Origin of the sequence: Tatumella ptyseos ATCC 33301, from assembly GCF_000735525.1 — a bacterium.
In the GTDB taxonomy this organism is placed as follows: Bacteria; Pseudomonadota; Gammaproteobacteria; order Enterobacterales; family Enterobacteriaceae; genus Tatumella; species Tatumella ptyseos.
Window position 1 is genome coordinate 306,558 of record NZ_JMPR01000004.1, and the last position, 11,298, is coordinate 317,855.

Annotated in this window: 10 protein-coding genes; 2 read left to right on the forward strand and 8 right to left on the reverse strand. The window is 50.3% G+C overall.

Annotated features, from left to right (window positions below; translation table 11 throughout):
* Nucleotides 1-10: 10 nt before the first annotated feature.
* Genes GTPT_RS01455 through dgcN form a run of 7 tightly spaced genes read right to left on the reverse strand, consistent with a single transcriptional unit; the run spans nucleotide 11 to nucleotide 8,379 of the window.
* Entirely contained in the window at nucleotides 11-1,072 is a 1,062-nt protein-coding gene (locus tag GTPT_RS01455) for a DmpA family aminopeptidase (protein WP_029990435.1), read from the reverse strand.
* A 3-nt stretch (nucleotides 1,073-1,075) separates the two neighbouring features.
* Nucleotides 1,076-1,972 carry an ABC transporter permease subunit gene (locus tag GTPT_RS01460; protein WP_029990436.1) on the reverse strand — a complete coding sequence of 299 codons (897 nt, stop codon included), beginning with the start codon at nucleotides 1,970-1,972 and terminating at the stop codon, nucleotides 1,076-1,078.
* Nucleotides 1,973-1,981: 9 nt separating this feature from the next.
* Nucleotides 1,982-2,902: an ABC transporter permease gene (locus tag GTPT_RS01465; protein WP_029990438.1), complete on the reverse strand. Its 921-nt coding sequence runs from the start codon at nucleotides 2,900-2,902 to the stop codon at nucleotides 1,982-1,984.
* Nucleotides 2,903-2,956: 54 nt separating this feature from the next.
* The gene (locus GTPT_RS01470) at nucleotides 2,957-4,495 is read right to left on the reverse strand and encodes a glutathione ABC transporter substrate-binding protein (RefSeq protein ID WP_029990440.1); all 1,539 of its coding nucleotides are present in this window, start codon (nucleotides 4,493-4,495) and stop codon (nucleotides 2,957-2,959) included.
* Nucleotides 4,496-4,509: 14 nt separating this feature from the next.
* Nucleotides 4,510-6,387, reverse strand: a complete 1,878-nt coding sequence (locus tag GTPT_RS01475) for an ABC transporter ATP-binding protein (protein WP_029990442.1) — start codon at nucleotides 6,385-6,387, stop codon at nucleotides 4,510-4,512.
* A gap of 17 nt (nucleotides 6,388-6,404) precedes the next feature.
* Nucleotides 6,405-7,370 carry an N-acetyl-D-Glu racemase DgcA gene (gene dgcA / locus GTPT_RS01480; RefSeq protein WP_029990444.1) on the reverse strand — a complete coding sequence of 322 codons (966 nt, stop codon included), beginning with the start codon at nucleotides 7,368-7,370 and terminating at the stop codon, nucleotides 6,405-6,407.
* Nucleotide 7,371: 1 nt separating this feature from the next.
* A complete protein-coding gene (gene dgcN, locus GTPT_RS01485) occupies nucleotides 7,372-8,379 on the reverse strand; it encodes an N-acetyltransferase DgcN (RefSeq protein ID WP_029990446.1) in 1,008 nt (335 codons plus the stop codon).
* 341 nt (nucleotides 8,380-8,720) lie between these two features.
* Here dgcN and GTPT_RS01490 point away from each other — a divergent pair, with 341 nt between their 5' ends.
* Nucleotides 8,721-9,866 (forward strand): glycerate kinase family protein, encoded by a 1,146-nt coding sequence (locus tag GTPT_RS01490; protein ID WP_029990447.1) that lies wholly within the window; start codon nucleotides 8,721-8,723, stop codon nucleotides 9,864-9,866.
* 113 nt (nucleotides 9,867-9,979) lie between these two features.
* On the opposite strand, the gene GTPT_RS01495 is transcribed toward GTPT_RS01490, so the two are convergent.
* Nucleotides 9,980-10,534: a flavodoxin family protein gene (locus GTPT_RS01495; RefSeq protein ID WP_025903776.1), complete on the reverse strand. Its 555-nt coding sequence runs from the start codon at nucleotides 10,532-10,534 to the stop codon at nucleotides 9,980-9,982.
* A gap of 354 nt (nucleotides 10,535-10,888) precedes the next feature.
* Here GTPT_RS01495 and GTPT_RS17390 point away from each other — a divergent pair, with 354 nt between their 5' ends.
* Nucleotides 10,889-11,056 (forward strand): hypothetical protein, encoded by a 168-nt coding sequence (locus GTPT_RS17390; RefSeq protein ID WP_156022687.1) that lies wholly within the window; start codon nucleotides 10,889-10,891, stop codon nucleotides 11,054-11,056.
* Nucleotides 11,057-11,298: the final 242 nt, after the last annotated feature.

An 11,298-nucleotide genomic window follows, 5' to 3' on the forward strand; every position in this document is an offset into this window, starting at 1 on the left:
CTGTGATTAATTAAACAGAATCTGCTGATGCCAGCAAATCCAGAACATCTGTCAATGCCGCCCGATGATGACCTCGGAAGCCCGTCACTGCTTGTGCAGATAATAATGCATCCAGTACAGCATGCTCAGTGGCATCCGCGGCTGCAGCCAGCAAAGGTTCCAGCTGAGCATCATCCACAGACAAAGATAATCGCTGAGTGGAAAAAGCCACAGCAATGTCCCCGGAGCCATGTCCCCAGTAACTCCCGGTACGACCTAATCCGGCACCGGCGCGGCGGGCGATACGCTTCAACTGGCGGGCATCGACAGGTGCATCTGTCGCCATAATAATAATGATTGAACCTGCATCCTGCTGAGGTATTAGCCCCGGAAGCAGAGGTGAAATTAGCTCTCCCATCCGGACACCTTGCAACGTTAATGCCTCAAGTGTTCCGTAATTAGCCAATACCAATACGCCCAGAGTTGCATTAAAAGCAGGTATTTCCCGCGAAGCACTACCGATCCCCCCTTTCAGTGAGAAACAACTCATACCGCGACCCGCCCCTACACTTCCGCGGCTGAAATTCGCACTGGCAGATGAAAGAGCTTCACAAGCCATATCACCGGTGACTGCTAATGCCTGGATATCATTCAGCCAGCCATCGTTACATTCCAGTACCAGAGGATTTACTGTCGGGAGTTCACGCCCCAATTGTGGATTACGGCTGATCGTCTCACTTACCAGGCTGGTAAAGAGTGTCCCTACGGCAAAAGTATTACTGAGCAGTATGGGCGTCTGCAGCTCTCCCAATTCTTCGATCTGAATGAGTCCTGCCGGTTTCGCAAAACCATTAAGCACGGCCACACCACAAGGCAGAGGTTGCAGGAATAAATTATCTCCGGGCGGGAGGATCGCTGTTACCCCGGTCTGGCGTTCTCCGTCAGCCAGGGTACTATGGCCAACCCGCACACCGGGCACATCACTCAGTAAATTATGCCGACCACAGGGAAAACGTGGATACATAAGGCTGCGGGTTTCGCGCCAGTGCCGTAAGAGTAATCGTTGTTGTTGTTGATGGATATCTGCGACCATAATTTAATGTTTCATTTTGGGGTCAAGGGTATCGCGTAATGCATCCCCTAACAGATTAAATGCCAGTACCGTTAGGAAGATAGCAAGACCAGGAAATACGCTAACATGCCAGTAACCCGCCATCATCATATTACGACTCATCGCCAAAATATTGCCCCATTCAGGGACATCCGGCTCCGGACCTAAACCAATAAAACTAAGCCCGGCCGCTGTCAGAATGCTGGTTCCAATACGCATGGTAAAATAAACAATGACTCCCGGCAGAGTGCCCGGCAAAATATGACGCAACAAAATCACTCTGTCACCGGCCCCTGCACAGCGCACGGCTTCAACATAAGCCGATTGTTTTAATGACAGGACAGATGCACGCACGATTCGGGCAAAAACCGGAATACTAAACACTGCTACGGCAATAATAACATTGTTCAGCCCGGGCCCCAGGATAGCAACGACAGCGATCGCCAGTAACATTCCGGGAAAGGCAAATAGCACATCCGAGCCCCGCATGATCAACATATCTATCCAGCGACCGTAATATCCGGCCAGAAGTCCCAGGAAAATACCGACGATCATTCCCATAGTGACTGAAACGATACCGATATAAAGCGATATACGCGCTCCGTAGATAATCCGGCTCATCACATCACGTCCAAGATCATCAGTCCCCATCCAGTGTGCTGCCGAAGGAGGGGAAGACAGTGCCGTCCAGTCCGGTGCCATTGGATTATAGGGGGCAATCCAGGGTGCAAATACGGCGATGAGGATTAATAACAGAACCACACTCCCGGAGACTATTGCCAGGGGATTGCGAATAAAAGTCTGCCAGAAATCCAGTAAAGGAGAACGTAATGTTGTTTCGGCCACGACTTTCCTGGCCAGAGATTCACTTGACTGACTCATCACAGACTCCTATCGCAGGCGGATCGCCGGGTTAACGACCGCGTATAGCAGGTCTACCAGCAAATTAATGAAAATAAACTCAAAGACAAACAACATAACCAATGCCTGGATAACAGGCTGATCCTGTGTCTTGATAGATTCAATCAGTAACCATCCCAGCCCCGGCCAGTTGAAAACACTCTCAACCACAATTGAGCCACCCAACAGAAATCCAAACTGCAGACCCAGCATGGTAATAACCGGAATTAATGCATTCCGCATCACATGTTTCCAGACAATCAGAGATTGCCGGAGTCCCTTAGCGCGTGCGGTACGGACATAATCTTCCTGAGCAACTTCTAAAAAAGAGGAACGGGTAAACCTCGCCATAACAGCAGCGACAGAAGAGCCGAGAGTGATCGCCGGTAATACAATATCAGACCAATGAGTGAATCCGCCTACCGAAAAAATACCAAAGGGCATCGCGACGAACTGAATCAGTAATAACCCCAGCCAGAAAGGTGGCATAGAAATCCCCCCCACCGCACCGCTCATCAAACACCAGTCCAGCCATTTCCCCCGGTTTAATGCTGACAGAACACCCACAAATAATCCCAGTAATACAGACCAGGTAAAGCCGGCAAGGGCCAGCCAGAACGTTGGCATGAATCCTTTTTTAATAACATCAAGGACGGGCTGCTGAGTTCGATAAGTGACACCTAAATCACCGTGTAATACGCCGTTAAGCCAGTGAAAATATTGCTGGGGTAGCGGATTATTTAACCCAAGATGGACCCTTGCTGCCTCAATGGCTGTCTGTGTTGCATCCGGTCCGGCATAAATTCTGGCTGGGTCGCCAGGTAAAAGTTTAATAAAACCGAAGACCAGTAATGACACCACCAGCAGAACAGGAATCATTTCCAGAAGGCGTCGGATAATGTAAGTCACCATGGTGCTATCCTGTTGTTCAGGCCTCCGGTATGCATTGCCGGAGGCTTAAATGGCTTAATGGAATTGCGCGTGAGTAAACAGCAGATTTCCGTCCGGGAGCATAGAAACACCACTGAGATCTTTGCGTTTTCCGACCAGGTTATCCGGGGTACCGAGGAAAGTTACCGGAGCATCTTTCCATAATATTTTCTGTGCATCGGCATACGCTGCAGCTCGTTTAGCTGGATCTGCTGTTGCCAGCCCTTCATTAATTGCTTTATCCACAGCCGGATTGCTGTAATAGGAAACGTTATAAGATACAGGCACCCAGGATTGGGTCGCATAAAGTGGACGCAGAGCCCAGTCGGCATCTCCCGTCGAGGTAGACCAGCCACCGTAATACAAGTCAAATCCTGCTTTTGCTGGTTGAGTAACACCCCATAATTTTGCATCCCGCATACCGGAGTCCATCGGGGTGATGGTAAGCCTGAAACCTGAAGCTGCCAGCTGAGCTTTCAGAAACTGAGCAGCCCTGACCGCAGAGGTGGTATTAGTGCACCAGAGTTTAAGATCAAGTCCCCGGGGGTAGCCTGCTGCTGCCAGTAAGGCTTTAGCTTTTGCAGGATCATAAGAATACTTCGGATCTGTCTGTTTCTGATAAAACTGAACTCCCACAGGCATCGCAGATGTTGCCGGAGTTCCCATACCAGCAAAAGCAACCTTTAACCAAATTTCACGGTCTATCGCATAGTTCAACGCCTGACGAACACGGACATCACCCAGTGGTTTATGCTGGTTATTCACTGCCATGTAATACATGTAAATACTGGGATCACGCTGGATATCGAGCTTGCTATCATCTTTCAGACTGACGGCCAAATCAGAAGGTAATGGATAAATTGCATCAACCTGCCCGGATTTTAATTCAGCAACACGGGTAGCATCTTCCGGGCTGGGGGAAAAATACACATTGTCTACCTTCGGCCACCCTTTATCCCAGTAACCCGCGTATTTCTCCAGGTGAACCTCTTTACCTGGTTGCCAGTCAACAAACGTAAAAGGCCCCGTACCCACCGGATGTAAACGCAGTTCAGTTTCTGAAGGATACTTGTTCAGGACTGCCGGGCTCCACATGACAGCAGAAGGATGTGCGAGGGTATTAATAAATGCCCCAAAAGGTCGGTTAAGATCAATCCTCACCTGATTCGGAGTGATCACAGTCACTGAGCTGATCATGTTATAAAGACTGTTACGCTTCAGTCCTTTCTTTTGATCTGCCAGCCGATCGAGGTTAACTTTAACTGCCTGCGCATCAAAGGGAGTACCATCCTGAAAAGTAACGCCTTTGCGTAATGTCAGGACAAATTCTGTTGCATCAGCATTACTGGTATAACCGGTCGCCAGCCAGGGTATGAGCTTCATGGCAGGATCAAACTGAAATAACCGTTCGAATACCCCGCTCTGCACCGAGTAACTGATATTATCTGAAGTGTCCTGCGGATCCATTCCTGTAATATCGGCGTACATCGATATATGCAAATCCTGAGCATAAGCAGCCCCGGCCATAAACAGTGATAATCCTAGTGCGAGTGAGCTGCGGCGAAACAGTGTCATAGTATCTCCTGGTATTATTGTGTTAGAGGAAAAAGGCTATCTGCCACCCAATGATCCGGACCAGCCTGACGATATTTTGTTTTCGGTATGCTGATACCGGCTTTACGAAGAGGGGAAGGAATTTCACTGTCATCAAAACTGCGCAGTGGCCGGTTTGTCGGGTCTGCAACCGGAACCGACGTCAGAAGGCGTCGGGTATACGGATGGGATGGCTGATTAAAAATGGCCTGCCGTGGCCCTATTTCAACGATCTGCCCGAGATACATCACCGCAACCCGGTTAGCAATACGTTCAACTACAGCCATATCATGAGAAATAAAAATCCATGACACCCCGCTTTTTTGTTGCAAGTCCATCATCAGATTAATCACCTGCGCCTGGACAGAAACATCCAGAGCTGATACCGCTTCATCCGCAATAATTACTTCCGGTTTGAGTGCCATTGCACGGGCTATAGCAATACGTTGACGCTGACCTCCGGAAAACTCGTGCGGATAACGGCTGGCATGCTCAGGCTTCAAACCGACACTTTCCAGTAAGGCATGAACCTGCGGTGTTGCATCTGCCAGTGATTTCGCCAGACCATGTAAAAGTAAAGGTTCTGCGATAGTGAAACCCACTGTCAGACGGGGATTGAGTGAGGCATAAGGATCCTGGAAGACCATTTGTATTTCGCGACGCATAGGCTGAAAAGCGGAATCAGTTAAATCAGATATTTCTTTCCCGCGAAAAAAAATACTTTCAGCCTCACTCTTCAACAAGCGCATCAATGCCCGTCCCGTCGTTGACTTACCACACCCGCTTTCGCCAACAATCGCCAGTGTTTCTCCTGGCCAGAGAGAAAAGTCAATCTGTTCGACAGCATGAACATTATGTGTGATCGCAGAGAGGATTCCGCTTCTTACGGGGTAGTAGACTTTCAGTCCCCGGACATCCAGCAATGGCGGAGAATCATAACGTGCAGTGCGCTGCTCAGAATTAGTTGTGGTCATTTCTCCGACGTGCGGAAAACGTTCCGGCCAGACCTTATCATGCATATCGCCAAGTCGGGGAACAGCCGCCAGGAGTGCCCGGGTATAGGGATGTCCGGGCTGGCTGAAAATCTGTTCCACAGTCCCCTGCTCGACAACTTCACCACGTAGCATGACAATGACACGATCGGCAATTTCTGCCACGACTCCCATATCGTGAGTAATAAACAGCACCGACATATTATTCTCACACTGAAGCTGTTTAATTATCTGCAATATATGGGCCTGGACCGTGACATCCAGAGCTGTGGTGGGTTCATCAGCGATTAATAACCTGGGTGAGCACATCAGAGCCTGAGCTATCATGACTCGCTGGCGCATTCCGCCAGATAAGGAATGAGGATAACTGTTCATAACGCGATCTACATCTGCAATTCTGACCCGGGTAAGCAGCTCCCGTGCCTTTCCGAGCGCTTCTTTACGACCACACAAATGATGATCCTGCAGAGCCTCTGTCAGCTGATCGCCTATTTTCAGTACGGGATTCAGGGATGTCATTGGCTCCTGAAAAATCATCGCCATATCCTGGCCACGTAACTGACGCCGTTGCTCAGCAGTCATCTCTGACAGATGGCATTCATCAGATTGCCGGTTGAGATATATCATATCTCCGCCAGCGATAACGGCAGATTCCGGGAGCAACCCCATCAACGCCAGTGAAGTCACCGATTTTCCAGATCCACTTTCACCCACTACCGCAACAATTTCCCCGGCATAAATATCAAATGAGATCCCTTTCAGAGCATGACTGGTGCCACTTCTGCTATTAAACCGGACATCCAGGCCCTGTACGGATAAGACGGGGTCTGTACCGGATTTATTCTTCTCATTATTATCAGAAAGAATATTGGTATCAGTCATGAGAGCTCCTTGTAATATCACAGCCAGATATGGCCCCGGGAATAAGAGAGAAAAGGCGAACTGTCACCTGCCAGCCAGACAGGCCCGTCAAGATCGACAAACTCTGCCGCTGTCGCGACAGGTAAAGCGGCCTCCATCGCCAGAGACGAGCCCAGCATGCATCCCACCATAATTCGCATCTGCAACTCACGTGCTGTACTGACCATATTTAATGCTTCTGTCAGGCCACCGCATTTATCGAGTTTGATATTTATCATCTGATAACGGTCAGCCAGCCTGGCAATATCTTCTGCCGTATGGCAGCTTTCATCAGCACAAACGGGAAAAGGGGCATGGAAGGTACGCAGAATGTCATCCCGGCCTGCAGGTAATGGCTGTTCAACCATGGCGATACGATAATCCGCTAGTGCCGTAAAAAGAGAAGGTAACTCCTGGTTTTCCCAGCTTTCGTTGGCATCAATCACCAGTGTGCTCTCCGGGGCCACTGAACGTACCCCTGCCACTTTCTGTAAAATATTTTCCTGATCCAGCTTTATCTTCAGCAACACTGCCCCCCGCGAAACAGCATCTTCTGCGGCAGCAATCATGTTGGCGGTACTATCCAGACTCAGCGTCTCTGCCGTCACTATTTTTCGGGGTGAGACCTGTTGAAGTGATTGCCACAAGTCCTGCCCTTGCCGTCCAGCCTGTAAACGCCACAGAGCACAATCCAGCGCATTTCTGGCAGACCCGGCGGGTAAAATATGTTGCAGTTCTTCCCTTTGGAGCCCGTGACAGACCGCTTCTTTAAGCAATGCCAACTGCGCACATACGCTTTCCGCGGTCTCTCCGTAACGTAATGTCGGAGTGCATTCACTCAGCCCGATAATACCGGCTTCCTCCAGTGTGACGCGTACAACACTGACGGATGTCCTTGTTCCCCTGGCAATGGCAAAAGGACGGGCGAGAGGTAAATCCACAACCTCAATCTGCATCCGGCGCATCTCAGCCTCGCTCCTTCAGTAATGCCGCTATTTCAGTGATCCCGAAACGTACCGGATCAGTGGCCGGAACACCGAAACGCTGACTCAGATCTTGTAAATAGGCTTTAGCTTCCTGTTCATTGAAATTTGAGGTATTTACTGAGAATCCCGCCAGCCTGACATTATCGCTTGTGACCTTACCGGCCTGCAGATTAGCAGCCAAACAGTCTTCCGGATCGACCATAGGAATGTGAGGTAAATGACGCATATGCGTGCGGCCCATTTCATGGCACATCACCAGCCAGTGAGGCTGTGCCCCCTGCAGTAAACCCAGGCTGACACCGGCATAAGCGGGGTGAAATAGTGAGCCCTGACCTTCGATGATATCCCAGTGATCATCGGTATTCGCCGGAGACAGTAATTCTGCCGCCCCGGCAATAAAATCGGCGATCACAGCATCAATGGCGATCCCGTTTCCGGCGATAAATATTCCCGTCTGGCCGGTCGCGCGAAAATCTGCATTCATTCCCTGTGCACGCATAGCCGATTCCAGTGCGAGCGAGGTATACATTTTTCCAACAGAGCAATCCGTCCCGACGGTGAGAACACGCTTTCCGGTACGCTTTTTACCCGTTCCGACTGTAAGTTCGGTCTCTGTATGGCGAATATCAAATAAACTAACCTGATAGTGATTTGCCAGTTCAGTAAGTCCCGGAACATCGCCCAGTCGCTGATGTAAACCGCTAGCCACATTCATTCCGGCTTCAATCGCAGCTCTGATGACCGGAAGCCAATGTTCAGGCAAAAATCCGCCGGCGTTAGCTGTCCCCAATACCAGTGTTTTTGCTCCCTGCAAAGCTGCCTGCTCCACCGACATTTCTTCAAGCCCCAGACTCACACTGCATCCCGGCAAGCGGATTTCAGCAATACATTGCTCAGGCCGCCAGTATTGGATGCCCCGTGCTGTCTTTGCCGCTAAAGGGTCAGTAACATCACCAAGGAAGAGCAGGTAGGGTTGTGGAATTTTCATGGCCTTTTCATCTCACTTAGCGCAAAAGAAGTGAGTCAAAAATTCCACGTTACGGTTGCCCGGGCAAATGCTTATCTGTAGGAGCGGTATAACCTGAGGTTATGGGGTGATGTAATACACTATAAAATAAGCTTTTTTAAACATCTGTACAGGATTACGACCCGTCATATCAGGCAAACTCAATTTTTTTTGCACTATATCGTACAGTTCAGGCAGGACAGATAAGGTCGAGGGAAAGGCTTCTCTCGCTATAACGGTTATGGCACGAGCAAAAAGATAGCTCCCCATTGACGGTAACCACTATCATAACCGTATCCTCAGCGAGGCAATAAAGTGAGTCTATGAAAAAATACACCTTTGTTTTAGCCCCGGACTCCTTCAAAGAAAGTCTGACGGCAAAAGAAGTCTGCATTGCGATGGAAAGCGGGCTGAAGGCTGTTTTCCCTGATGCCACCTTTATTCATGTTCCGATGGCTGACGGGGGCGAAGGTACCACGCAATCCCTGATTGATGCGACCGGCGGGACACTCCATCCATTGATCGTCACCGGTCCGCTGGGAACGCCGGTAGAAGCCTGTTTCGGGATCACCGGCAATGGCCGCACCGCAATCATTGAAATGGCCTCAGCAAGCGGTATTCAGCATACCCGTCGTGAAAACCGGTCTCCGCTTTCGGCCACCACCTACGGCACAGGTGAACTGATCCGTGCCTGCCTTGATAAAGGCGTCAGCGAAATCATACTCGGTATCGGCGGCAGCGCGACAAATGATGGTGGTGCCGGTATGGCAAGAGCATTGGGTGTCTGCTTCTATGATGCTCAGGATACTCTTCTGCCTGAAGGCGGCGGTGCACTCTCCCGCTTAAAGAGGATCGATATTTCAGGCCTGGATCCCCGACTGGCAGCCGTCAATATTCAGATAGCCTGTGATGTGACTAATCCGCTTTGCGGGGGATCCGGGGCATCCGCCATTTTTGGTCCTCAAAAAGGGGCCACCCCGGAGATGGTCACCCGGCTTGATGAAAGTCTGAGACATTACGCCGATGTTATCTCCCGGCAGCTTGGAAAAAATGTTGCTGACATTCCGGGATCCGGCGCGGCTGGCGGTCTGGGGGCAGGACTGCTGGCGTTTACCGGATGCACGCTTCGGCCAGGCATCGACATTGTTCTGCAATATTCTCAGTTAGACCAGAAACTGATCGGTGCTGATTACTGTTTCACGGGTGAAGGCAGAATTGATCATCAGACAGCGTTCGGGAAAACGCCCTTTGGCGTTGCCAAAGCAGCAAAAGCGGCGGGGATCCCGGTGATAGCGATCACCGGAAGTATTGGTGAGGGCACGGAGGCGCTTTATCCGCAAGGTATCGGCGCAATATTCAGTATTGTTCCGCAGGCTGATAGCCTGCCCCATCTGCTCCGCAAGGGTGCGGTGAATATCACCCAAACCTGCGAAAATGTCGGCCGGCTGATCAAGCTCGCTGCGCAATAATACCCGTCGTTGCAGATAACCCCGGAGAGCTTCCGGGGTAGGGTCAGAGAGCATATCTTAGCCGACGGACATCACGGTCCTTCAGCTTACATGCTATCCTGCAGGCCGTCAGATCATGATTTCAGACGTGCTGTAATTTCTGCTACACGAACGCCATACTGACGTGCCGTCGCTAAATCACCGGCAGGGATCCGATCAGCTCCGGCATCTGATGGAGACTGTACCAGCGGGCCTGCGGATCCCCCCAGGTTATTCAGATCGTCACGGGTAGCCGCGGTAGTATTTGACGGTAAGATCCCCAGGCTCACCCAGATCCCGCCATGTTGTGCGGCCAGTGTCTGGAAAAAGATCAGGGTGTTCTGTTTATCCCCGTTCAGACTTGCGCTGTTGGTAAATCCACCGAAGACTTTATTGTGCCACAGACGAGAGAACCAGACTTTTGAACTGGCATCAGCAAACTTTTTAAACTGCCAGGGAACATTCCCCATGTACGTAGGCGCGCCAAAAATAATTCCTTCAGCACTATTGAGTCGCTCCCAGTCCTGCTCTGTGATTTCACCGTTGTTATCGATAGCGATCAGGCTCGCTTGCGCACCCTCAGCGACATATTCCGCAACCCGCTGAGTATGGCCATATCCTGAAAAATACACTACATAGATACCAGACATATCGACCTCTCTGTTCAATGAGCCGCCAGCATTTACAGGCGGATTAATAATTCACGAAAGTGCGTCGCGTGTTTTTTCTATAACTGACACACTGGCAAGAACCGAAAATTCTGTCTGATAAGAATAACAGTTAAACTCAGAGAGATCCGTCAGATAACGGATAAATCGTGGTAAGCCGGCAGGCCCGGGAAGCAAGCCCTGTCTGCCAGGCGGCGTTTTACCGTTGCTCGTCTTCCGGGTCTGAGGTTGTGCCAGCTATTGAGCCGGAGCATCGGGGATCATGCGTCGTCCGGACAGGACATTAAATACTAAGTGGTTTACTATATTCAAAGATAAATACGGAGAGATTATAAAGTGCGTTTATTCGGTCTGTTATTGCTCAGTGTTATGTTACTGACAGCCTGTGCATCTAAAAAAGAGAAACCGCAGGAAACCAAAGTGGTACATACCGGAGATTGTTCCGCCAGCGGAAAAATCGTGAATTGTCAGTGGCAGAGTGTCCCGAACTCTAATATGCATTAATCGCGAGAGTCCGGAGAAAGCCCTGAGACTTTGTGAAGCCCTGGGCTATCTGCCCGGGCGATGAACCTTGAAAAAGTCCCCCCCGGAATGCAAAAAGGCCGCCCCTCAGGGCGGCCTCTGCCTTTTCATGCCGCCGCCGCCGGAGGGTTCCCCGGTGCCCGCAGACATACTTAATAAAAAATGTGATAAAAATTCCATAACAAAAAGGCCATCCGTGAGGATGGCCTGTCTGTTTTATTGGA

What these genes read in the sequence shown, in the direction of transcription:
- GTPT_RS01455 (WP_029990435.1), bottom strand. Translation starts at nt 1,072, where the DNA reads ATGGTCGCAGATATCCATCAACAACAACAACGATTACTCTTACGGCAC.
- GTPT_RS01460 (WP_029990436.1), bottom strand. Translation starts at nt 1,972, where the DNA reads ATGAGTCAGTCAAGTGAATCTCTGGCCAGGAAAGTCGTGGCCGAAACA.
- GTPT_RS01465 (WP_029990438.1), bottom strand. Translation starts at nt 2,902, where the DNA reads ATGGTGACTTACATTATCCGACGCCTTCTGGAAATGATTCCTGTTCTG.
- GTPT_RS01470 (WP_029990440.1), bottom strand. Translation starts at nt 4,495, where the DNA reads ATGACACTGTTTCGCCGCAGCTCACTCGCACTAGGATTATCACTGTTT.
- GTPT_RS01475 (WP_029990442.1), bottom strand. Translation starts at nt 6,387, where the DNA reads ATGACTGATACCAATATTCTTTCTGATAATAATGAGAAGAATAAATCC.
- dgcA (WP_029990444.1), bottom strand. Translation starts at nt 7,370, where the DNA reads ATGCGCCGGATGCAGATTGAGGTTGTGGATTTACCTCTCGCCCGTCCT.
- dgcN (WP_029990446.1), bottom strand. Translation starts at nt 8,379, where the DNA reads ATGAAAATTCCACAACCCTACCTGCTCTTCCTTGGTGATGTTACTGAC.
- GTPT_RS01490 (WP_029990447.1), top strand. Translation starts at nt 8,721, where the DNA reads ATGAAAAAATACACCTTTGTTTTAGCCCCGGACTCCTTCAAAGAAAGT.
- GTPT_RS01495 (WP_025903776.1), bottom strand. Translation starts at nt 10,534, where the DNA reads ATGTCTGGTATCTATGTAGTGTATTTTTCAGGATATGGCCATACTCAG.